This is a genomic window from Arenibacter algicola, assembly GCF_018860365.1.
GTDB lineage: Bacteria > Bacteroidota > Bacteroidia > Flavobacteriales > Flavobacteriaceae > Arenibacter > Arenibacter algicola_B.
The window spans coordinates 49,690-71,351 of record NZ_JAHKPO010000016.1 but is presented as its reverse complement, the minus strand read 5'-3'; the positions used below and the strand labels follow the sequence as shown (position 1 = coordinate 71,351).

At 38.3% G+C, this 21,662-nt stretch carries 22 protein-coding genes; 14 read left to right on the top strand and 8 right to left on the bottom strand.

Features of this window, described 5'->3' with window-relative positions; all coding sequences use genetic code 11:
• Positions 1 to 93: 93 nt before the first annotated feature.
• Positions 94 to 3,546 (bottom strand): pyruvate carboxylase, encoded by a 3,453-nt coding sequence (locus KO529_RS15180; RefSeq protein WP_215948729.1) that lies wholly within the window; start codon positions 3,544 to 3,546, stop codon positions 94 to 96.
• Positions 3,547 to 3,752: 206 nt separating this feature from the next.
• On the opposite strand from KO529_RS15180, the gene KO529_RS15175 reads away from it, so the two are divergent.
• Positions 3,753 to 3,881 (top strand): 30S ribosomal protein THX, encoded by a 129-nt coding sequence (locus KO529_RS15175; RefSeq protein WP_215948728.1) that lies wholly within the window; start codon positions 3,753 to 3,755, stop codon positions 3,879 to 3,881.
• 20 nt (positions 3,882 to 3,901) lie between these two features.
• Here the strand turns inward: KO529_RS15175 and KO529_RS15170 are convergent, their stop codons facing one another.
• From KO529_RS15170 to KO529_RS15155, 4 genes are all read right to left on the bottom strand, one after another.
• Positions 3,902 to 4,264 carry a hypothetical protein gene (locus tag KO529_RS15170; RefSeq protein WP_215948727.1) on the bottom strand — a complete coding sequence of 121 codons (363 nt, stop codon included), beginning with the start codon at positions 4,262 to 4,264 and terminating at the stop codon, positions 3,902 to 3,904.
• A gap of 60 nt (positions 4,265 to 4,324) precedes the next feature.
• Positions 4,325 to 5,086 (bottom strand): peroxide stress protein YaaA, encoded by a 762-nt coding sequence (yaaA, locus tag KO529_RS15165; RefSeq protein ID WP_215948726.1) that lies wholly within the window; start codon positions 5,084 to 5,086, stop codon positions 4,325 to 4,327.
• Between the two features lie 101 nt (positions 5,087 to 5,187).
• Entirely contained in the window at positions 5,188 to 6,219 is a 1,032-nt protein-coding gene (locus KO529_RS15160; protein ID WP_215948725.1) for an RluA family pseudouridine synthase, read from the bottom strand.
• 2 nt (positions 6,220 to 6,221) lie between these two features.
• The gene (locus tag KO529_RS15155; RefSeq protein WP_215948724.1) at positions 6,222 to 6,809 is read right to left on the bottom strand and encodes a PASTA domain-containing protein; all 588 of its coding nucleotides are present in this window, start codon (positions 6,807 to 6,809) and stop codon (positions 6,222 to 6,224) included.
• 200 nt (positions 6,810 to 7,009) lie between these two features.
• Between KO529_RS15155 and KO529_RS15150 the strand changes: the two genes are divergently transcribed.
• The 5 genes from KO529_RS15150 (at position 7,010) to KO529_RS15130 (ending at position 12,921) form a co-directional block, all read left to right on the top strand.
• Complete coding sequence (locus KO529_RS15150) at positions 7,010 to 7,993, top strand: D-alanine--D-alanine ligase (RefSeq protein ID WP_215948723.1); 984 nt, start codon at positions 7,010 to 7,012, stop codon at positions 7,991 to 7,993.
• A 104-nt stretch (positions 7,994 to 8,097) separates the two neighbouring features.
• Positions 8,098 to 8,559: a pantetheine-phosphate adenylyltransferase gene (gene coaD / locus KO529_RS15145; protein ID WP_215948722.1), complete on the top strand. Its 462-nt coding sequence runs from the start codon at positions 8,098 to 8,100 to the stop codon at positions 8,557 to 8,559.
• Positions 8,560 to 8,786: 227 nt separating this feature from the next.
• A complete protein-coding gene (locus KO529_RS15140; protein ID WP_215948721.1) occupies positions 8,787 to 10,637 on the top strand; it encodes a PAS domain-containing sensor histidine kinase in 1,851 nt (616 codons plus the stop codon).
• On the top strand, positions 10,624 to 11,034 hold the full coding sequence (locus KO529_RS15135) for a response regulator transcription factor (RefSeq protein WP_215948720.1): 411 nt from the start codon (positions 10,624 to 10,626) through the stop codon (positions 11,032 to 11,034). The genes KO529_RS15140 and KO529_RS15135 overlap by 14 nt, the downstream gene beginning before the upstream one ends.
• A 141-nt stretch (positions 11,035 to 11,175) precedes the next feature.
• Positions 11,176 to 12,921 carry a M14 family metallopeptidase gene (locus KO529_RS15130; RefSeq protein WP_215948719.1) on the top strand — a complete coding sequence of 582 codons (1,746 nt, stop codon included), beginning with the start codon at positions 11,176 to 11,178 and terminating at the stop codon, positions 12,919 to 12,921.
• Between the two features lie 4 nt (positions 12,922 to 12,925).
• Here KO529_RS15130 and KO529_RS15125 read toward each other — a convergent pair whose 3' ends face one another.
• Complete coding sequence (locus KO529_RS15125; RefSeq protein WP_215948718.1) at positions 12,926 to 13,513, bottom strand: NUDIX hydrolase; 588 nt, start codon at positions 13,511 to 13,513, stop codon at positions 12,926 to 12,928.
• A 7-nt stretch (positions 13,514 to 13,520) separates the two neighbouring features.
• Here KO529_RS15125 and pyrE point away from each other — a divergent pair, with 7 nt between their 5' ends.
• Together pyrE and KO529_RS15115 are read left to right on the top strand one after the other, a co-directional pair.
• Positions 13,521 to 14,162, top strand: coding sequence for an orotate phosphoribosyltransferase (gene pyrE / locus KO529_RS15120; RefSeq protein ID WP_111625419.1), 642 nt, complete (start codon positions 13,521 to 13,523; stop codon positions 14,160 to 14,162).
• A gap of 3 nt (positions 14,163 to 14,165) precedes the next feature.
• A complete protein-coding gene (locus tag KO529_RS15115; RefSeq protein ID WP_215948717.1) occupies positions 14,166 to 14,558 on the top strand; it encodes an SRPBCC family protein in 393 nt (130 codons plus the stop codon).
• A gap of 29 nt (positions 14,559 to 14,587) precedes the next feature.
• Here KO529_RS15115 and KO529_RS15110 read toward each other — a convergent pair whose 3' ends face one another.
• The gene (locus tag KO529_RS15110) at positions 14,588 to 15,319 is read right to left on the bottom strand and encodes a biotin--[acetyl-CoA-carboxylase] ligase (protein ID WP_215948716.1); all 732 of its coding nucleotides are present in this window, start codon (positions 15,317 to 15,319) and stop codon (positions 14,588 to 14,590) included.
• Positions 15,320 to 15,412: 93 nt separating this feature from the next.
• Between KO529_RS15110 and rsfS the strand changes: the two genes are divergently transcribed.
• The 6 genes from rsfS to KO529_RS15080 all read left to right on the top strand — a co-directional run bounded on the left by rsfS (position 15,413) and on the right by KO529_RS15080 (position 20,198).
• Positions 15,413 to 15,790: a ribosome silencing factor gene (gene rsfS, locus KO529_RS15105; RefSeq protein WP_072863361.1), complete on the top strand. Its 378-nt coding sequence runs from the start codon at positions 15,413 to 15,415 to the stop codon at positions 15,788 to 15,790.
• Positions 15,791 to 15,799: 9 nt separating this feature from the next.
• Positions 15,800 to 17,797: an ATP-dependent zinc metalloprotease FtsH gene (ftsH, locus tag KO529_RS15100; RefSeq protein WP_215948715.1), complete on the top strand. Its 1,998-nt coding sequence runs from the start codon at positions 15,800 to 15,802 to the stop codon at positions 17,795 to 17,797.
• Between the two features lie 61 nt (positions 17,798 to 17,858).
• Positions 17,859 to 18,470: an LUD domain-containing protein gene (locus KO529_RS15095; RefSeq protein ID WP_215948714.1), complete on the top strand. Its 612-nt coding sequence runs from the start codon at positions 17,859 to 17,861 to the stop codon at positions 18,468 to 18,470.
• Between the two features lies 1 nt (position 18,471).
• Entirely contained in the window at positions 18,472 to 19,275 is an 804-nt protein-coding gene (locus KO529_RS15090) for a phosphatidate cytidylyltransferase (protein WP_215948713.1), read from the top strand.
• Positions 19,265 to 19,939 carry a phosphatidylserine decarboxylase family protein gene (locus KO529_RS15085; RefSeq protein ID WP_215948712.1) on the top strand — a complete coding sequence of 225 codons (675 nt, stop codon included), beginning with the start codon at positions 19,265 to 19,267 and terminating at the stop codon, positions 19,937 to 19,939. The genes KO529_RS15090 and KO529_RS15085 overlap by 11 nt, the downstream gene beginning before the upstream one ends.
• The gene (locus KO529_RS15080) at positions 19,929 to 20,198 is read left to right on the top strand and encodes an acyl-CoA-binding protein (RefSeq protein ID WP_215948711.1); all 270 of its coding nucleotides are present in this window, start codon (positions 19,929 to 19,931) and stop codon (positions 20,196 to 20,198) included. Before KO529_RS15085 ends, KO529_RS15080 begins: the two co-directional genes overlap by 11 nt.
• A gap of 65 nt (positions 20,199 to 20,263) precedes the next feature.
• Here the strand turns inward: KO529_RS15080 and KO529_RS15075 are convergent, their stop codons facing one another.
• Positions 20,264 to 21,532, bottom strand: coding sequence for a sterol desaturase family protein (locus KO529_RS15075; protein ID WP_215948710.1), 1,269 nt, complete (start codon positions 21,530 to 21,532; stop codon positions 20,264 to 20,266).
• Between the last annotated feature and the right edge of the window lie 130 nt (positions 21,533 to 21,662).

Sequence of the window (21,662 nt, the reverse complement as noted above, 5' to 3'; positions counted from 1 at the left end):
GCTTACAAAGGTAAACGGACAAAAAAAGTTGCAGGGATAAGCCCAACAATTTAGGAGTTCCCTGCAACCATAATATTTATTAAGCTGTACTATTTATTTTAATACCACTACCAAATCCTCGGAATTCACCAAGGAGCCTCCAGTTAGTTGTACCCTATCTACAATACCCTCTTCCGTGGCAGTAACCGTTGTTTCCATTTTCATGGCTTCTATAACAAATAAGGGTTGGTTCTTTTTCACTTCTTGGTTTTTCTTTACCAAAACACTGGACAACAATCCCTGTAATGGGGCACCTATCTGCTTAGGATCGGAACTATCCGCTTTAACATTTTCAACCTTATCTACCTTAACGGATTTATCCTTAATAATCACGTTTCGCAATTGACCATTTACCTTAAAGTATATGCTAACGTTACCAGCTTCATCTGGTTCGCCCTTCAGCATAAGAGAAACAAGTATGTTTTTACCCCGGTCCAACTCCACAATGATCTCTTCCCCAATTTCCATTCCATAAAAGAAATTCTTGGTCGGGATGTTAACCACATTGCCATATTTTACATGGTGGTTATAGGCATCCGTGAAAACTTTTGGATATAATTTATAGGAAAGGAAATCGGTTATAAGTAGCTCGCGTCCCATTCCTGAACTGAATTTTCTTTTGAAGGCATTAAATTCCTTATCAAAATCTATAGGCTCCAAATGTGCATTGGGTCTATCCGTAAACGGTTTTTCATCCTTCAGTACAATTTTCTGTAGCTTAGCGGGGAAACCACCAACTGGTTGGCCCAGATCCCCTTTAAAGAACCCTATAACAGATTGGGGAAAATTAATGCTATCCCCTCTTTCAAGAACATCCTCCACTGTAAGTCCATTACTGATCATATATTGCGCCATATCCCCAACCACTTTGGAACTAGGGGTTACTTTTACAATATCGCCGAACAGTTTATTTACTTCGCCGTACATTTTGGTAACATCGGGAAATTTATCCTCCAATCCCAATGCTATGGCCTGTCCTTTTAGGTTGGAATACTGTCCGCCCGGTATTTCATGATTGTATACCTCTCCGGTACCCGACTTTAATCCGGACTCAAAGGTATAATAGTAATTACGGACCGTTTCCCAATAATTGGAATATTCGGCCAATTTATCGGTATTCAAAATATTCTGGCGCTCGTTAAAACGTAACATCTCCACCACCGAATTAAAATTGGGCTGGGAAGTAAGCCCGGACAATCCGCCCAGGGCAACATCCACAACGTCCACTCCGGCCTCTATAGCTTTTAAATACATGGCTGATTGGGTAGAAGAGGTATCGTGAGTATGTAAATGAATAGGGATATTAATTTCCGATTTTAAGGCGGAAATCAATTCATAAGCGGCATATGGTTTTAACAAACCTGCCATATCCTTAACTCCTAAAATATGCGCGCCAGCATTCTCTATATCCTTCGCCAATTGCACGTAATATTTTAGGTCGTACTTGGTTTTGGAAGGATCTAAAATATCTCCAGTATAGCAAATTGACCCTTCTGCCAGGCCACCTGTTTTGGTACGCACATAATCAATACATGGCCCCATGGATTTCATCCAGTTCAGCGAATCAAATATTCGAAATACATCTACTCCGGACTTATAGGATTCCTCAACGAACCGTTCTATCAAATTATCGGGATAAGCGGTATAACCAACACCGTTGGAGCCCCTTATCAACATTTGCAATAAAACATTGGGCATGGCCTTGCGCAATAGTTCCAAACGCTCCCAGGGATTTTCCTGTAAAAACCGAAGGCAGACATCAAATGTGGCTCCTCCCCAGACTTCCATACTAAAAATTTCCGGGTGGTTCTTGGCATAACCCTCAGCCACTTTTAACATATCTATAGTTCGCATACGTGTGGCCAACAAACTCTGATGGGCATCGCGCATGGTAGTATCCGTAAAATGGACCTTTTTTTCATTCTTAAGCCACTGTGCAAATTGTTCCGGACCCAATTCCGTTAGAAGATCCTTTGTACCCTTTGGATAAGCTTCGAACTTCGCGAAAGAAGGAACTTTTGGTTTGGAAAAAATATGATCCTTATCCAATTTTTTCACATCGGGATTCCCGTTAACAATAGTTTCCCCTAGAAACTCGACCAATTTATTGGCACGGTTCCTCGGTTCCACAAACTTGAAGAGTTCTGGTTCGTTCTTTATAAAATTTACGGTAACCTTACCTTCCCTAAAAGTAGGATGCTTTAGAATGTTATCCAGGAAGGCCATATTGGTCTTAACACCACGGATACGAAACTCTGCCAATGCCCTGCGCATTTTTCTACACGATCCGTCCAATGTTCTACTGATAGCAGATACCTTGACCAGCATGGAATCGAAAAATGGCGATATGGCCACCCCCTGATAAATACTACCGGCATCCAGCCTAATACCTAATCCGGAGGCACTTCTATAGGTGGTAACCACGCCATAATCAGGCTTAAAATCGTTTCCTGGATCCTCTGTGGTTATCCTACACTGAAGGGCATAGCCCGTAACTACTACTGAAGCTTGATCCTGTATCTTAATTTGTTTATCGGAAAGTTTATATCCTCCTGCTATAAATAGTTGGGCCTTGACCAGGTCGATATTGGTGATCATTTCGGTCACCGTATGCTCCACCTGAATCCTGGGGTTTACTTCTATAAAGTAGATACTACCATCATCATCTACCAAAAATTCTACCGTTCCAATATTGTTATAGTCTACGGCCCTACAAATGTCTATAGCATACTTGTATAGGTTATCCTTTGTTTCCTGTGGTAGTCCAATGGAAGGTGCAAACTCTATAACCTTCTGGTAGCGCCGTTGCACGGAACAATCACGTTCAAACAAGTGCACTATATTGCCATGGGTATCCGCAACGATCTGAATTTCTATATGCTTGGGGTTTTCAACAAATTTTTCCAGGAAAACAGTATCGTCACCAAATGCGTTAAGCGATTCCCTCCTTGCCTCAGGAAATCCTTTTTTAAGCTCATCTTCGGTACGGATCACTCTCATTCCCCGTCCACCTCCACCTGAAGCAGCTTTGAGCATTAAGGGATAACCTATCTCTTTAGCTTCTTCAAGGGCGATATTTATATCGGTCAAATCCTTATCACTACTTCGTATGATAGGTATATTATTGGCTACAGCAACATCCTTGGCAGTTATCTTATCCCCTAAAGCCTTTAGAACCGAAACCTTAGGGCCGACGAAAATAATCCCGTTGTCGTCGCATTTTTGGGCAAATTTGGCATTTTCTGACAGGAATCCATATCCTGGATGTATGGCATCCACATTATTGTCCTTAGCAACCTTGATAAGGGCGTCCATATCCAAATAGGGCTTTAAGGGCTCATTGTCCTCCCCTATCTGATAGCTTTCATCGGCTTTATAACGGTGCAGGGAATAGCGGTCCTCGTAAGTATATACCCCTACCGTTTTAATTCCTATTTCTACACATGCCCTAAATATACGAATGGCGATCTCGCCCCTGTTTGCTACTAAAACCTTTTTTATTTTCAATCTATTACGTTTTTAGAATTACTCAATTTAACATAATTTTATAATTCTACAAACTTAGCATATTAGGGCTAGGTCGCCAATATGTTAAAAGCATATCTTTTAAGAAATTTGTTACAAATCAAAATTATGGATCAAAAGTGTTTCTATTCGAAACTTGCCTATAAGGTATTAATATTTTAACTTTAAAAGGATAAAATATAGACAAAATGGGAAAAGGCGATAAAAAATCGAAAAGAGGAAAAATTATTAACGGTACATACGGCACAAGGCGTAAACGAAAAATTAAAAAAAGACCCAGTGTGGAAGAAAAAATAAGTCCCGGTAAGAAAAAATAAAGGCAAAATTTTATTGTAGGCTAATCCACCATAAAATTCAAGATAACATCCCCCTCCTCGGAGATACTTAGCCCATAGGTGTAAAATCCATTTTCCAATGGCGTTTCACCTACAAAATCTATTGGCTGCGAAACGAAATTCTCCTCGCCTACCATTATATTTATATATGCATAAGAATAAGCCGTTTCATATTCTAGATAGCTGGAATATTCTTCGGGACCAATATTTTCGTGAATCATTTCGTCGCTACCCACCTGCACGGTATCAAAAGTAACGTTGCTTTCATTTTTAATCCTGATATTCACCCCTTCCAGATTGTCATCCCTGTCCGAACAACCAATAAACACAGTAGCAATCAAAAACAATAAAGCGAGTCGTTTCATATCAATCTCAATTAAGTAGTAGGACTTATTTGAAAATAACGCTTTTTTTCTGGAAATATTCTATCGGATAAACACTGGTTGATTTTCCTTCAGGGTATGTTCCTTACTGTACAGATAGCCATCCCTGTCGAACCCCTTAACATCCTCCAAGGTTTTGGCATCGGTATCCAAAATATAACGCACCATGGTTCCCCTAGCTTTTTTGGCAAAAAAACTAATTATCTTTAAATTATCATTCTTCCAATCCTTGAATATTGGGGTAATTACCGGCACTTTAAGATGCTTTTCGTCTACCGCACTAAAATATTCATTGCTGGCCAGGTTAAGGAAAAGCTCCTTGTCCTGCAATTCAGAATTTAGATAATCGGTAATCTGTTTTTTCCAGAACTCGTATAGATTCTTTTTACGCCCTATCTTTAATGGTGTCCCCATTTCCAAGCGATAGGGCTGCATGAGATCCAAAGGTTTTAAAACACCGTACAAACCCGATAATATCCTTAGTTTCCCCTGAAGACTTTCCAATTTATCCGTTGCAAGGGTATAGGCGTCCAGACCTTGGTAAACATCCCCGTTGAAAGCATAAATTGCAGGCCTGGCATTTGCTTCCGTAAAGGGAACCGTAAACTGCTGGTTCCTTTCCCAATTCAGTTCTGCAAGATTGGCCGAAATGCCCATTAACTCGGATAAGGCCTTAGGCTTTTTCTTTGCCAGAACCTTGTTCAACTGTTCGGCTTCCTTTAAAAAATAGGGTTGTGAAAATTCCTTGGTAGGCAATTTACTTTCGAAATCCAAAGATTTTGCAGGTGATATAACTATTTTCATACTTGTTGGGATCTTATTAAGAATTAAGCCAAAAATAATAGCTGACCATTAAATTACCTAACTCTTTAAAATCTTGTTATCAATATCGGTATAAACGAAACCTATTCTGCTTGACTATGCTTGGCATATTGCCTCCATTTTTCAATGCAGTTGGCCATGTCCTCAGGTATTTCGGAGTCGAACCTCATGAATTTGCCGGAAACGGGATGCACAAACCCCAAGGTCTTTGCATGTAGTGCCTGTCTAGGTAAGATTTTAAAGGCGTTATCTACAAATTGCTTGTATTTTGTAAAAGTGGTTCCCTTCAAAACTTTTTCCCCACCATACCGCTCATCGTTGAACAAGGTATGGCCAATATGTCTTAAATGCACCCGGATCTGATGCGTTCTTCCTGTTTCCAAAGTACAGGAAAGCATGGTTACATATCCAAAGCGTTCCAGAACCTTGTAGTGGGTAACCGCCTCCTTGCCCTGCTCTCCTTCAGGAAAAACATGCATCTGCAATCGGTTTTTAGGATTACGGCCAATATGCCCCTCTATAGTTCCTTCATCCTCTTCCACATTTCCCCAGACCAATGCTATATATTCACGTTCGCTCGATTTTTCAAAAAACTGCTTGGCCAAATGCGTCATTGCAGCTTCCGTTTTTGCCACCACCAAGAGGCCAGAGGTATCCTTATCTATTCTATGCACCAGACCGGGACGTTCATCACTGTTCTTTGGCAAATTGTCGAAATGATAGATCAAGGCATTGATCAAGGTTCCTGAATAATTTCCGTGCCCGGGATGCACCACCATCCCAGCAGGTTTGTTCACTACCAAAAGAACATCATCCTCATAGACAATATTTAAAGGTATGTTCTCTGGCGTAAGTAAGTTTTCGTGGGGTGGATGCGCAAACATGACCCGAATATGGTCACCTGCCTTTACCTTGTAATTTTGTTTTACCGTTGCCCCGTTTACCCAGACATTTCCATCCCTTGCGGCCTGCTGGATTTTATTTCTTGTTGCATTTTCAATGAAATTCATTAAAAACTTATCGATCCTTAACGGATCCTGACCTTTGGAAGCCTTAAAACTATGATGCTCAAAAAGTTCCTCCTCATTTAATTCAAACTCATCCTGTGCTTCCATAATTATTCAGACTCTGCCTTTACTTCTGCTCTTGCGGTAATATTACCGTTGCCGCATATCAACTCTATCTTCGAGGTTTTTGGCAGCTTGTCCCCAGGGACAATATATTTTCCTTTATACTTAATGTTGTAGACCATATCCTTTCCCAATTCGTCCACATAGGTAACCCTTTCCACTTCCAAACCAACTGCCTTGAGCATTGAGCTTGCATTTCTTTGGGTAACCTGAATAATATTCGGAATGGTGACTTTTTTATATCCGGATGGATTAACGGTAATGTAAATTTTCCTGTTCTCCTTAACCTTGCTCCCGGCGCGGGGAGTTTGGTCTATAATGGAAAACCTAGGATAGGTTGGATTATAGTTGGCCGAATCCAACACCTCATATCTCAATTGTGATTGATCAATAATCGACCTCATCTCCGTCACCGATAATTTGGATAGGTCGGGAACCTCTACAAACTTACCGTGATTGGTAGTGGCCTTTAAATACTGCATAGCCCCAACTACCAACAAAACAGAAACCACTAATGCCAGCACCAACTGAATCAAAAAAGATTTACTCGTTAAAAAATTAAAAAAATTTCGCATGGTATATTTTCTTGTGCCACAAAGATAGAAAACCGGACGCTTTTTCTTTACTTTGAACGCATGTTATTTGATTATTGATTTTAGCTATCAGATAGCTTTAAAAATAGCCTGAATAATTATGGCCTTTTTAAAGCATGCTTGCTTACAATAACTCACTTTGACTGGCTGTTATTACCAATTTTTAAATTTAGTTTTATCCAATGAAGAAAAATATTGCAATTATAATGGGTGGCTACTCCAGCGAGTATAAGATTTCCTTAACTAGCGGAGGTGTAGTATATGATTATTTGGACAAAGAAAAATTCAACGCCTATAGAATACATATTTTTAAGAACAAATGGGTCTATGTAGATGCTGACCAAAAAGAACACCCTGTTAATAGGCATGATTTTACAGTTGATACAGCCACCGAAATTATAAAATTCGATTGCGTATTTAATGCAATTCACGGTTCACCCGGGGAGGATGGCCTTATGCAGGCCTATTTTGAACTGATTGGAATACCGCAAACTTCCTGCGATTACTACCAAGCCTCCTTGACCTTTAACAAACGTGACCTGCTGAGCGTTCTAAAACCATATGGCATAAAGTCGGCACCTTCATACTATATTAATTTTGGAGACCCTATTGACGAAGATGGGATAATAGCAAAAGTAGGATTGCCCTGTTTTGTAAAAGCCAATAAGGCCGGAAGCAGTTTTGGCATTTCCAAAGTCTACAAAAAAGAAGAATTGCTCAATGCCATTGACAATGCCTTTAAAGAGGACAATGAAATACTTATAGAATCCTTTTTAAACGGAACCGAGGTTTCGGTCGGGGTTATCAAATACAAAGGGGAGACAAAAGTATTGCCGATCACCGAAATTGTATCTGAAAACGATTTTTTTGATTACGAAGCCAAATACGAAGGCAAATCCCAAGAAATAACACCGGCAAGAATAACAAAGGAACAAGAGAAAAAGGTGAGCCAAATAGCGCAAAAAGCCTATGAAGTCTTAAAAATGAAAGGGTTTTCTAGAAGTGAATTCATTTTTGTGAATGATGAGCCTTTTATGCTGGAAATGAATACCACACCCGGCCTTACCACAGAAAGTATATTGCCCCAGCAGGCCAAAATAGCAGGTATTTCCCTTTCTGAACTCTTTGAAAGTGCCGTTTGGGAAGCTTTGGGAGAAAATAAGTAATTTTAAAACCATACCCGCTTACAATAGAATGGGTATTTTAGAGAATCCTTTATTTCCGGCTTTATGTTAGGCCACTGGAAATAGACAACCTTAATTTTGCAAAAATGAAGAAAAGACGTGCCATCTTTCCAGGTTCTTTTGATCCCTTGACCTTAGGGCATTATGACATTATAAAAAGGGGAATAACCCTTTTTGATGAACTGATCATAGCCATAGGGGTAAATACCGATAAAAAATACATGTTCACGCTCGAAGAGCGCAAAAGATTTATTTCCGAGGCTTTTAAGGATGAACCACAAATAACCGTTCTAACTTATCAGGGGCTAACGGTTGACTTTTGCAAGAAAGTTAACGCAAGCTTTATACTAAGAGGCCTTAGAAATCCAGGAGATTTCGAATTTGAAAAGGCAATAGCCCATACCAATCGTAAGCTTTCCGAAATAGAAACCGTATTCTTGCTGACCTCCTCGGGCAAATCCTACATTAGTTCTTCCATTGTTAGGGATGTAATTAGAAACGGTGGTGACTATTCTGGCTTGGTTCCAGATTCGGTCAGGACAAAATAAAATAAACCCTTGTATTAATCCTTCAAGGAACCCAATGCATATTCGGCGTAGTCATTTGACTATTACCGTGAGAAGACTACATTTTCCAGATTCCCACGGAACTGAAAACAATGGAAAATGGCTATAAATTTCTTCATATTACCGTTACACAACTAATTTCGTCCAATTCACAACAATCTATTCGCTGTATTAAATAATCGGACTACTATTGTAGGAAAATGCGACAGATGATTATGAATACCCCCATCGTATCAAACCAATTCCTAATAAAACAGTTGCCAAAACCAACTGCCTTTATTAATAGGGAGTTTAAGGTTGTACTCGCGTCGGATAAATGGGCCGAAGAATTTGGATTCCAAGGCAAGGACTATATTGGAAAATCCATTTATGAACTGTTCGGAAATACGAGCAAGAAATGGTCCAATAATTTGTTGGCATGTTTCGATGGGAAATTTCCAGAGTCGGATATAGAGGCCTATCTAGATAATAGCTCTAAAGAAAAGTGGTTCGAATGGACAAATATTCCTTGGTACGATGAACAGGAAAACATAATTGGCGCAATCGTGCAAACCATAGATGTTACGGATAAGGTTAAGAACGAATTAAGAATAGAGAAACTGGAATTCCTGCAAAAGGAGACAGGAGAGCATGGAAAAATAGGTAATTGGGAATACCAAAAATCTAAGGATAAGTTTACATGCTGTGAAATGATAAGACGTATTTTCGAGGTCGATGATGATTTTGAAATCAATATAGACAACTCTGTAAATTTTTATAAGACCGGCTATAGCAGGAACACCATTTCCATGGCCATCTATTCTGCCAACCAGAAAAAATCCCCTTGGAACGAAAAATTGCAGATCATTACCGCTAAAGGAAATGAAAAGTGGGTGAATGTTTCCGGAAAGCCATTATATAAGAATGGCGAATACGTGGGACTCATAGGAATTGTTCAGGACATAACGGATTTTGTACAGAAAGAACAAAAAACCAAAGACAATGAACATTTATTAAAAACACTAATAAACAATCTACCATTACAGATTTATATTAAGGATACCCAATCAAAAAAGTTACTGGCAAATAAATCTGAACTGCAATTTCTTGGAATTGAAAATGAGAGCGATATTATCGGGAAGGATGATTTTGACCTGTACGACAGGGCTACGGCTCAAAAATTCAGGGATGAGGACATTGAAGTCATGATTTCGCAAATTCCTATGTTGAACAAGGAATTAACACGTACCGGCCCTGATGGTTCCGTTATTACCTTTCTATCTTCCAAAATTCCATTAATAGGGGAAAATGGCGAAGTTACCGGACTTGTAGGGATCAGCATGGATATTTCAGAACAAAAACAAAAACAGAAAGAACTCAAAAGCCTAATATCCGTAACCTCTTCCCAAAATAAAAAGCTAATTAATTTTGCCCATATTGTTTCGCACAATTTAAGATCCCATTCTGCCAATTTTGCTATGCTATTGGATTTCTTGGGCCACGAGGATGATGAAAAGGAAAGACATAAAATTATGGAGATGCTTACGGACTCCTCCAAAAACCTAATGGAAACTCTTCATAATTTAAATGATATTGTTGCCATTAATACCGAGTCCAACATAATTAAGAAAGAGGTCAACTTCAATAAAAAGTTAAACACTGTACTTAAACAAGTCAATAATCAGCTAAACAAGGCCAAAGCCACTGTAATAAGTGAAGTATCAGATGATGTAAACATAAGCGTAGTACCCTCTTACTTAAAAAACATTTTGACAAATATTATTACCAATGCCCTGAAATATAAAAAACCAAATGTTGACCCAATAATTAAGTTAAGCGTTAATTATGTTCAAAATTATACGGTCATAAGTATTGAAGACAACGGTATTGGGCTGGATTTAAAAAAATACGGGAGCAAGTTATTTGGAATGTACAAAACCTTTCACGGCAATTCGGACGCAAAAGGTTTGGGACTTTACATTACAAAAAATCAAATTGAAGCGATGCATGGTAAAATTAGTGCCACGAGCCAAGTAGGTGTTGGAAGCACTTTTAATTTATATTTTAATGACAAAAATTAATTCAATTTTCATTGTCGATGATGACACCATAACAATCTACGGAATTAAAAAAATATTAAATTCTGTTGCTACTTGTAAGGATATTTTTGAATTCAAAAATGGACAAGTCGCAATTGATTGTATAAAGGAAATGATTATCGAAAAATCGGAACTGCCCGATTTAATTTTTTTGGACATCAACATGCCAATAATGGATGGCTGGGAATTCCTGGAAGAGTTCATAAAATTACCCATAAACAAAAAGGTCAATATAAATATTGTAACCTCCTCCATTGACCAATTTGACATGGACAAGGCCGAAAATTTTAGGTCCTTGACACACCACAACGTTATTTACAATAGTAAACCTATCCGAAGGTCTGAAATAGAAAAAATTACCGCTACCATTTCCGATTAATACCCAAGTTTTAGCTAACTTTGAATTCTTGAAGATTATTTTGGACTTCTTTTATTAAAGATTAAAATCCATCAATTACCTAATTTTTCAATTGAACTTCAAAGTCTTTTTTTTTGAGTTTTAAACAAATTATAACGTAGCATGAAACTTCTGGTAAGACTTTTTTTACTGCTTTGTCTTATTTCTTGCGAGACCAAAAAAGAAAGAAAAATTGAAAATATTAAAACTGTTTTTGAGCGCAGTAACGGAGAAGAAACGGCTACTTATCTTCAAATCATAGACTTCTATATTCAACTTGCCAAGGAGTTCCCCGAAATAAACATACAGATCATTGGCACTACCGACAGCGGCAATCCTTTGCATGTGGTAACTTACAACCCGGATGCCGATTTTAATTTTCAAAAAATAGGGCGGGATAAGAGTATCCTATTTATAAATAATGGCATACATCCGGGAGAAAGCGATGGTATAGATGCAACAATGCTATTATTCAGGGATTTGGCACTAAAAAATATGGATGCTCCCGAGAATACAGTGGTGGTCACCATACCCGTATACAATGTTGGTGGCGCCTTAAACAGGAATTCTACATCCAGGGTAAATCAAAACGGCCCTAAATCCCATGGTTTTAGAGGCAACGCAAAAAATTACGACCTTAATCGCGATTTTATTAAAGTAGATTCTAAAAACGCCCACACTTTTGCCAAAATTTTTCATTTAATAAAACCGGATATATTTATAGACAACCATGTTAGCAATGGGGCGGACTATCAATACACACTTACCCACCTATTTACCCAACATAATAAATTGGGAGGTGAATTGGGCAATTACCTTCATGAAGAGATGGTGCCCACACTTGAAAATTCGCTTGCGGAGGCGGATTGGGACATTACGCCCTATGTAAATGTTTTTAACCAAGTACCTGAAAAAGGCTTTTCCCAATTTATGGATTATCCCAGATATTCTACAGGCTATACCACTCTTTGGAACACCTTGGGCCTAATGGTTGAAACACATATGCTTAAACCATACAAACAAAGAGTAGAGGGCGTCTATGCATTAATGACAAAAATCTTGGAAATTTCGGAGAAAGATTACAAGAAAATTAAAAACTTAAGGGAAAATGCTTTTGAAGTATATCTAGAGAAACAAAACTACCCGTTGCAATGGGCCATCGATACTACCAAAAGTACCACCCTGGAATTCAAGGGATATGAAGCCGATGAATTTAACAGTGAAATAACTGGCCTGCCAAGGCTTAAATACGATAGAAATAGACCTTTTGTAAAAGATGTTGAATACCAAAACTTTTATCATCCGACCCATGAGGTGGAAATTCCCAAGGCATATGTTATAAAGAAAGGATGGGACAAAATTATAGATCTATTAACGGTAAACCAAATAAGCTTTAAGACCTTAAAACAAGATACCTCCATATTGGTAGAGTCATATAAAATTGACAGCTACAGTACTGCTGAAAATTCATATGAGGGGCACTACCCACATTACAATACCAAAGTGCTGCGCAGCAACCAAAAAGTTAATTTTACGGCCGGGGACATCTTGGTCCCAACCAATCAGAAAGGCTTGCGCTATTTATTGGAGACCCTGGAGCCGGAGGCTACGGATTCTTTCTTTAATTGGAATTTCTTTGATGCTATTTTACAACAAAAGGAAGGTTTTTCTCCTTATGTGTTCGAAGATATTGCCTTGGAGATCCTTCAAGAGAACCAAGAAATGAAAACCCAATTTAATCTAAAAAAGGAAATCGACAGTACTTTTTCCGGTGACTGGTATGCTCAATTGGATTGGATATACAAAAGGTCCAAATACTATGAACCGGAACATAATCAATATCCCATTTATCGAATTCTAAAGGAATAATCCGTTAATCTTCAAACAGAATTCTAATGTTGGCATAAGAATTTTCCAATGCTTTTTTAATTTTATCAGGGCCTTTCCATTTTACTTTTTCTATTCCCTCAGAGGCTTCGCCCACCAAAATTCCTTTATAATTGGTCTTCATGGCAAACCAATGCACTTCCTTTAATTTGTAGGATCCATTCCTCTTAAAAAGGTGATAGGTGGTCCTCAGAAAATTCTCGATTTTCAACCCCTTTACCCCTGTCTCCTCCTCTACTTCGCGCAATGCACATTCCTCAATGGTCTCACCCTTGTCCAACTTCCCCTTTGGAAGGTCCCATTTATCGTTTCTGTAAATAAAAAGTACTTTCCCCTCCTTGTTGGTTACCACACCACCAGCTGCGACCACCAACGGTATTTTCTTCGAAAATTTCTTTAATATCTCCTCATTATTAGGGTGATAAATAAAAGCTTCATTAAGTTTTTTGCTAGCCAAGGAGTCTATTGCCTCATTAATAGCAGACCCGTTCAACAAAAAATATTTATTATTTGCCGTATCTGATAATTTATTTGTTAAAATCAGAGGTGACTCATTAACAAAAACTTTATACATTTGCGTCATGGTTTTAGACAAAGACACTGCCAAAAAAACTGCAGAGCTTCTGCTGCAAATTAATGCAATTAAGTTGAAACCTGAAAATCCTTTTACATGGGCTTCAGGTTGGAAATCTCCAATTTATTGCGATAATAGGATAATCCTCTCGTACCCAAGCATTAGAAATTATGTTCGGGAACAAATGGGAAAGCAAGTAGAAAGCCTGTACGGGAAGCCGGATGTGATAGCCGGAGTGGCCACAGGGGCCATAGGTATAGGGATGCTGGTAGCCGAGTATTTGGGACTTCCTTTTATTTATGTACGGCCCGAAGCCAAATCCCACGGTCGCCAAAACCAAATAGAAGGTCGTTTGGAGGCCAATCAGAGTGTAGTTGTTATTGAAGACCTTATAAGCACCGGAAAAAGCAGCCTAAATGCAGTGGACGCTTTAAAAAGCAATGGCGCAAATGTAAAGGGAATGCTGGCCATTTTTACCTATGGATTTGATGTAGCCAATGAAAACTTTAAGAAATACGGCTTGGATCTACATACTTTGAGCAATTACGATTATTTAATTCAACAGGCCTCGGATACCAATTATATAAAAGAAAATCAATTAAAAACTTTACTAGAGTGGAAAAGCAGCCCCTCTACCTGGCAATCTTAGATTATGTATTTAGAAACACCCAAGAAAAAAGTAAATAAAAGCAGTAAGGAAGTTTTTGATTTTCTGAACGATGTGAAGAATTTTCAGACCTTAATGCCCGAAAATATTAGTAAGTTCGAGCTTATAAATGAAAATAGATTTTTATTTGCTCTTAAAGGAATGCCGGAAATTGTATTGCAAAAAAAACAGCAAACACCTCATTCACAAGTGATTTTTGGTGCAGCTAGTGACAAATTGCCCTTTACCCTGACTGCCGATATTGCAACACTAAATGAGAATGAAAGTGAGGTAACCCTAAGTTTTGAAGGGGAATTCAATGCTATGATGGCCATGATGATAAAATCACCTATCAATAATTTTATAGGGACACTATCCGAGAACCTTTCCAAAATATAAGTTCAGGTACTTATTTTAGGACATAAGGCTCAATACAGTAGCTTCACCTCTTTTAGGTTGAATTCTTTCAGTATGTTGTCCTCCATTAAAATCTTTAGTTTTCCCGCATCGGAAACGCCCTTTATAAAACCCATAAACATTTCGTCGTCCTGATTTTTAAAGGTTGACGGCTTATCTTTTCTAAAAAGTGTAGTCTCGTAACGCTCAAAAAGATTTCCCCTATCCATTTTTCCGTACTGCGCAATCAACTTTTTTAAATTTTCAACAATATTCAACAATAGCTCATCAAGATCCAATGATCTTCCCAAAAGTAGCTTTAAGGAGGACACATTGGGCAGGCTATTGAAGCTTAATTGATTTACATTTAATCCAATTCCGACAATGGAGGCTTGAATATGTTGTCCGGATAAAATATTTTCAATAAGAATTCCACAAATTTTGGAATGTCCTGACATAATGTCGTTAGGCCATTTAATCTTTAAATCCGGTACTTGAAGTTGGGTTAGAGTGTCATAAATTGCCAAAGAAACATAAATATTCAAAAGAAACTGTTCGGAGACAGGACTGTTTAAAGACCTCACTAAAACACTAAAGGTCAGGTTTTTACCAGGTTCCGAGAGCCAACTTGTCCCCATTTGCCCACGTCCCTTCAATTGGGTATGGGCCATTACCACCGTAAAATCCTCTATCTTATTATGGAACAACAAATCCTTTAAATAGGCGTTTGTGGAGTCCGTGGCACTAAGTTTGATTAATTGCATTTACAATCTTATGATTATTATATAATGTATTGTTAAAAACAATAGTTAAAAAAACAAAAAAATAATAACTTTGTAAAAATTTAAAATTTTTGAATGCAGAAAAGGAAAAGTAGCGCAGATGAGTTAATTGCCTTAATTTTAAGTGGAATAGAAGAGGTTAAAGGACATGATATAAATTTACTTGATCTTAGAGATATTGAGAATACTGTTTGTGACTACTTTATTATTTGTAATGGTACTTCCAACACACATGTAAATGCCATAGTAGGCTCCATCCAAAAAACTGTCAGTAAAGCAATTCAAGACAAACCTTGGCATGTAGAAGGTTCAGACAATGCGGAATGGGTTTTAATGGACTACGTAAACGTAGTAGTACATGTATTTCAAAAACAAGTTAGAGAATATTATGATATAGAAGGACTTTGGGGAGACGCCAAAGTAACCTCAGTTGAAAGTAGCTTCAATCAGTAAAAAAAAATAATGGCAAAAGAAAATAATACAGGTCCCAAAAAACCCAAATTCAATACTTGGTGGATATATGGCGTAATAGCAATATTATTAATTGGTTTTCAATTTTTCGGCAGCGGAAACTTCGCGAACACAAAAAAAGCAAGTACCTCCGAACTTCAGGAGTATCTTAGAAATGGGGATATCAGAAAAATATTGGTTATTACCAATACTAGACAAGCTAAAATCTTCCTTACGGAAGAGGCCTTAAAAAAGGAGGTTCACAAGGATGTATCCGATCAGCCCTTTTCCTTGACAGCCACTGCTACGCCCCAGTATGTAGTAAACTATGGGGATCAGCAGAACTTTGAAAATGAGATCAATGACATTAAAAAGGAAAACAATTTAGAAACGGAGCTTACATACGACCAAGAATCGAATGTACTTACCGAACTCCTTTTAACCTTGCTGCCATTTGTGCTGATCATAGGTATTTGGATCTATTTAATGCGCCGTATGTCAGGTGGAGCCGGTGGTGGAGCTGGAGGTCAGATTTTCAACATTGGAAAATCCAAGGCCAAATTGTTCGACGAAAAAACAGATACAAGAACCTCGTTCAAGGACGTTGCGGGATTGGAAGGCGCCAAGGAAGAAGTAGAGGAGATTGTGGAATTCTTAAGAAATCCGGACAAATATACCTCTTTAGGGGGTAAAATTCCCAAAGGAGCCCTATTGGTAGGACCTCCAGGAACAGGTAAAACCTTATTGGCCAAAGCTGTTGCAGGAGAAGCCAAAGTTCCTTTCTTTTCGCTTTCAGGTTCAGATTTCGTAGAGATGTTCGTAGGGGTGGGTGCCTCTAGGGTAAGAGACTTGTTTAAACAAGCCAAGGATAAATCACCTGCCATTATTTTTATTGATGAGATCGATGCCATTGGTAGGGCCAGAGGCAAGAATAATTTCACAGGTTCCAATGACGAAAGGGAAAATACCTTGAACCAGTTATTGACCGAAATGGATGGTTTTGGTACCAACACCAACGTTATTGTTTTGGCAGCGACCAACCGTGCAGATGTTTTGGACAAGGCATTAATGAGAGCGGGCCGATTTGATAGACAGATATACGTAGACCTTCCGGACATTAGGGAGAGGAAAGAAATTTTCGAAGTACACTTAAGACCTATAAAAACGGCCGAAACATTGGATTTGGATTTTCTGGCCAAACAAACTCCTGGTTTTTCCGGTGCCGATATTGCCAATGTATGTAACGAAGCGGCATTGATCGCAGCACGTAAAGAGAAAAAAGCTGTCACCAAACAGGACTTCTTGGATGCTGTAGACAGAATTGTTGGGGGTCTGGAGAAAAAAAACAAAATAATTACTCCTGGGGAAAAGGAAACTATTGCGTATCACGAAGCCGGACATGCCACAGTAAGTTGGATGTTGGAACACGCAGCACCCTTGGTAAAAGTAACTATAGTGCCCAGAGGACAATCTTTAGGTGCAGCTTGGTATTTACCGGAAGAACGCTTAATTGTTCGCCCGGAACAAATGAAAGATGAAATGTGTGCTACCTTGGGTGGTAGGGCTGCCGAAAAAGTAATCTTCAACAAGATCTCAACGGGTGCACTTAGCGATTTGGAGAAGGTGACAAAACAGGCCAGGGCCATGGTAACCATTTATGGATTAAACGAAGAGATCGGCAATATTACCTATTACGACTCATCTGGCCAAAATGAATATGGTTTCTCCAAACCCTATAGCGAACAGACTGCATTGACCATAGACAAGGAGATTTCCAAGCTTATTGAGGAGCAGTATAAAAGAGCTGTTGAATTATTGTCCAACAACAAAGATAAACTTACCGAATTAGCGCAACGTTTATTGGAAAAAGAAGTTATATTTAAGGACGATTTGGAAAAGATTTTTGGTAAGCGCCCTTTTGAAAAAGATATAAGACTGGAAGCTGAGGAAGCAGCAGAAAAAGAAGAAAAAGCCAATAAGGATCTTCCAAAATCGGAAACAGAAAAATAAAACAATAAATAATTCGTTGTTCCTAAACAACTAGGGGGCTTAAAGCACCATTTAGATATTAATGGGATTATTTGATAAACTTTTCGGGGGAGGAAAAAGAAAGGTTTCCAAGGAAACTGTGGAAACGAGAGGGCAACATATGCCCGACTTAAACATTCCTGTCGACGAAAAGTTTACCATTAACTTTAAACATAACGGAGGTAAGTTCCTGTATTGTGATTCCATTAATGAGGTGTTCAGCAATTTGGACAACATTATCATTGAAAATAAATGGCAGGATCAAACCTTTTTTTCAATGGACAAAAGATTGGAGGAAAAGTTTTCCAAACAGGAAATAAATTTCACCAACCTCCCCAATAATAGCGAAATATTTTTCACTACCTGTGAGCATTTAATTGCCCAAAATGGTTCCATTTTGGTTTGCTCCAATCAGTTGAAGGAAAGAAAACTTCACGAATTACCATCAAATGTTATTGTTTTTGCCACTACTAGCCAAATGGTCGAATCTATTGGAGAGGGATTAAAGACCATTAAAAAGAAGTATAAAAATGTAATTCCGGCCAATATTACCACCATTAAACATTTCCAACCTACGGCTGAAAATTCAGACGATTTCTTAACTTACGGAAGTAGTTCTAAAAATCTTTATCTTTTACTTCTGGAAGACTTATAACATGAAAGAAATTTTAAGGCGCTTACTTACAGGTGCGGTCTATGTAATTCTGCTACTTTCCGCCGTATTTTTAAGCTCCGATGCATTCGATTTTTTATTTATGACCTTTGGACTCGCATGTCTTTACGAGTACAAACGCATGATAAAACTTCCAGGTTACCATATCTTTATAGCCTATTTGGCACTTTGGTGGGCATTTATTTATCTTATTGACGATAAGATTCTTGTCAATATTTTGATGTTCATTACTATATCGATTAATTTTATATTGTTGTACTACCTCTTTTCAGGAAAAGAAAAACTGTTCAACAATTTACAGAAGTTCATTATAGGCCTATTTTATATAGGAGGAGGCTGTATTTTCCTTACTATGATACCTTATAAGGACAATGAATTTGCCAAATTTCTGATCATGGGGGTATTTATCCTTATATGGGTAAATGATACCTTTGCCTATTTGGTAGGAAAAAGTATTGGACGTACTAAATTATTCCCATCTATTTCCCCCAAAAAAACAATAGAGGGAGCAATTGGAGGTTTTGTTTTTGCCTTGGCTGCATCATATTTTTTATCGAAATATGAGACCAACATTTCATTGGGGCAATGGTTGATCCTAGCAACTGTAATAGTAGTTACGGGAAGTTTGGGAGATCTTATAGAATCTAAATTTAAAAGGGCCGCTGGGGTCAAGGATAGTGGAGCCATTTTACCGGGACATGGTGGCATGTTGGACAGATTGGACAGTTTGGTTTTTTCAGCACCTTTCGCATATTTAACTTTAATTATTTTTTCACATGTTTCATAAAGAAGGACAAAAAATTATTACAACAACCTTTATTATAGTTTGTTCCATTATAGTATTGGCCAATTATTTTATAGATATAACTTGGCTAAAATTTGGACTTCAAATAATTTCCTTGGTTATCCTTGTTTTAATTCTACAGTTCTTTAGAAATCCCAAAAGGAACGTTTCCAAGAGTTTTGATGAAATATTGGCACCGGTAGATGGTAAGGTAGTTGTCATTGAAGAAGTGGAGGAAACGGAATATTTTAAGGCAAAGCGGATCCAAGTATCCATTTTTATGTCGCCAATAAATGTTCACGTAACCAGATACCCTGCAAGTGGACTTATTAAATTTTCAAAATATCATGCCGGTAAATATCTTGTGGCATGGCATCCCAAATCCAGCGAAGAGAATGAAAGAACCACTATAGTGATTAATACTCCCAAATTTGGGGATATCCTCTACCGCCAAATTGCCGGTGCCTTGGCACGTCGTATCGTTAATTACGCGGAAGTGGGAGAAAGCGTTCAACAAGGAGAGGATGCAGGATTTATTAAATTTGGCTCTAGAGTAGATTTGTTCTTACCTTTGGATAGTGCAATTACCGTAAAATTGCACCAAAAGGTGACCGGGGCAAAAACATGTATTGCAACTACAAGGGTTAAAAAAGAAAATGAAGACTGATAAACTAAATAAAGATTTTATAGCAGCGGTCGATTTCGTTAATGATTATACAGACCCCTTGCCTGCCGATCTTTTATTAAAACTATATGCCTATTTTAAAATTGCCAACCGCAATTTTAGCCATCCTGGCAGCAGGACGCCCCTAATAAATGCGTTTAAGGCCAACGCCCTGATCCAAGCAAAAAATGTAAGTATAGAACAAGCTATGGAGCGCTATATAGAATTGGTGGACAAAGAAATCAGGAATACCAAAAAATAGATAAAATACTAACCTTCCGTTTTCAACAAATACAAGTTCTGTCTAAGTTGACTTGAACAATGTTCTTAAGCAGCCATTCCCAATTCGGTTTCCTTATTTTCAAAATAGCTGAAATATATACCTGCAAAAATAGTGAGCAGAAAATAGGCCCCTATCCACATATTGGCCATAGGAAGGTAAGAATTTAGGCCAAACCAATCGCCAAAATAAACTATCCATAAAATACCGGCCACCCCCCTAACAATTTCAATCCCAACAGCATATTTTTTTCTATCCATCAGAGTAGTATATCCATATATCCCGATAAAAATGAAGCCGCTAAATATAAGTAGCCCCTCAAAACCAATTTCAGTGTAATTGTAGAACATAAACATCATTAGACCCAAACTTACCAACATTTGAAAAATGGCATATAGTTTCAGCCCATTGGTGGCCCCAGGTGCATATCTTTTAAAATTGTAAACATCCCCTATGATAGCAATGGGATACTTTTCCATAACATCATCGGGTCTCCAGCCGGTAGGCATAAACCAAATCCGCAATTTGTCCCGTAAACTCCTGGTTCGCCATGCATCTTGCAAAATCCTCCACAAATGCTGAAAATTGATAATTATAGGGTTCCAGGTCCCAGCAGGTTTCAATACACCAAATTGCGGAGGGACCTCATCCAGCTCCTCCTGAAACGTACCAAACATACGGTCCCAAACACACAAAATCTGTCCTAAGTTCTTATCAATGTATTCCGGGTTAATGGCATGGTGCACCCTATGTTGTGAAGGGGTGACCAAGACATATTCCAACCATCCCATTTTACCGATATGTCTGGTATGGTACCAGAATTGCGCAAACAAATGTATGGGAGCCAAAATGGCTATCACCATATGGGGAACGCCCAAAACCGCTGCTGGGATAAGGAACAGGGAAAAATACCCCACTAGGTTACTGATCGGCTGCCTAAGGGCACAGGCAAGATTAAACTCCTCACTACTATGATGAATTACATGCTGATTCCAAAAAATATTAATTTTATGGCTTAGCCTATGGTTCCAATAACCGGCAAAGTCCAGAACAACAAAAGCAATGGTCCATACCAACCAAGTGGCCTTAATTTCGGTTATGGCCAAATGCTCCAACAAAAAAGGATAGGAAACTACAATCAATGCCAGCCCTAAGGTATCCTTGATGATATTGGTCAACCCTGAACTTATACTGGAAACAGTATCCATTACCTTATGCATTTGTTTTTTTACAAAATAGCCGTAAGTTATCTCTATCGTTAAAAGGATTACAAAAAATGGGATGGCATATAAAAGCGCCGTTGCGTAGGTCTCCATAAAGCAAGGTAAATTCTGAAGTCTCTAACAAATATAGTGAAAATCGTTATTTTTTTTATAATATTTTACAAAAGGGCAAACAGAAATAAGTACCGGAAGTCCCCAAAATGGGGATACCGCCTACGCCGAT

What these genes read in the sequence shown, in the direction of transcription:
- ftsH (WP_215948715.1), top strand. Translation starts at nt 15,800, where the DNA reads ATGGCAAAAGAAAATAATACAGGTCCCAAAAAACCCAAATTCAATACT.
- KO529_RS15090 (WP_215948713.1), top strand. Translation starts at nt 18,472, where the DNA reads ATGAAAGAAATTTTAAGGCGCTTACTTACAGGTGCGGTCTATGTAATT.
- KO529_RS15160 (WP_215948725.1), bottom strand. Translation starts at nt 6,219, where the DNA reads ATGGAAGCACAGGATGAGTTTGAATTAAATGAGGAGGAACTTTTTGAG.
- KO529_RS15175 (WP_215948728.1), top strand. Translation starts at nt 3,753, where the DNA reads ATGGGAAAAGGCGATAAAAAATCGAAAAGAGGAAAAATTATTAACGGT.
- KO529_RS15130 (WP_215948719.1), top strand. Translation starts at nt 11,176, where the DNA reads ATGAAACTTCTGGTAAGACTTTTTTTACTGCTTTGTCTTATTTCTTGC.
- KO529_RS15115 (WP_215948717.1), top strand. Translation starts at nt 14,166, where the DNA reads ATGTATTTAGAAACACCCAAGAAAAAAGTAAATAAAAGCAGTAAGGAA.
- pyrE (WP_111625419.1), top strand. Translation starts at nt 13,521, where the DNA reads ATGGTTTTAGACAAAGACACTGCCAAAAAAACTGCAGAGCTTCTGCTG.
- KO529_RS15110 (WP_215948716.1), bottom strand. Translation starts at nt 15,319, where the DNA reads ATGCAATTAATCAAACTTAGTGCCACGGACTCCACAAACGCCTATTTA.
- KO529_RS15125 (WP_215948718.1), bottom strand. Translation starts at nt 13,513, where the DNA reads ATGTATAAAGTTTTTGTTAATGAGTCACCTCTGATTTTAACAAATAAA.
- yaaA (WP_215948726.1), bottom strand. Translation starts at nt 5,086, where the DNA reads ATGAAAATAGTTATATCACCTGCAAAATCTTTGGATTTCGAAAGTAAA.
- KO529_RS15150 (WP_215948723.1), top strand. Translation starts at nt 7,010, where the DNA reads ATGAAGAAAAATATTGCAATTATAATGGGTGGCTACTCCAGCGAGTAT.
- KO529_RS15170 (WP_215948727.1), bottom strand. Translation starts at nt 4,264, where the DNA reads ATGAAACGACTCGCTTTATTGTTTTTGATTGCTACTGTGTTTATTGGT.
- KO529_RS15085 (WP_215948712.1), top strand. Translation starts at nt 19,265, where the DNA reads ATGTTTCATAAAGAAGGACAAAAAATTATTACAACAACCTTTATTATA.
- rsfS (WP_072863361.1), top strand. Translation starts at nt 15,413, where the DNA reads ATGCAGAAAAGGAAAAGTAGCGCAGATGAGTTAATTGCCTTAATTTTA.
- KO529_RS15155 (WP_215948724.1), bottom strand. Translation starts at nt 6,809, where the DNA reads ATGCGAAATTTTTTTAATTTTTTAACGAGTAAATCTTTTTTGATTCAG.
- KO529_RS15140 (WP_215948721.1), top strand. Translation starts at nt 8,787, where the DNA reads ATGATTATGAATACCCCCATCGTATCAAACCAATTCCTAATAAAACAG.
- KO529_RS15135 (WP_215948720.1), top strand. Translation starts at nt 10,624, where the DNA reads ATGACAAAAATTAATTCAATTTTCATTGTCGATGATGACACCATAACA.
- KO529_RS15080 (WP_215948711.1), top strand. Translation starts at nt 19,929, where the DNA reads ATGAAGACTGATAAACTAAATAAAGATTTTATAGCAGCGGTCGATTTC.
- KO529_RS15095 (WP_215948714.1), top strand. Translation starts at nt 17,859, where the DNA reads ATGGGATTATTTGATAAACTTTTCGGGGGAGGAAAAAGAAAGGTTTCC.
- KO529_RS15075 (WP_215948710.1), bottom strand. Translation starts at nt 21,532, where the DNA reads ATGGAGACCTACGCAACGGCGCTTTTATATGCCATCCCATTTTTTGTA.
- coaD (WP_215948722.1), top strand. Translation starts at nt 8,098, where the DNA reads ATGAAGAAAAGACGTGCCATCTTTCCAGGTTCTTTTGATCCCTTGACC.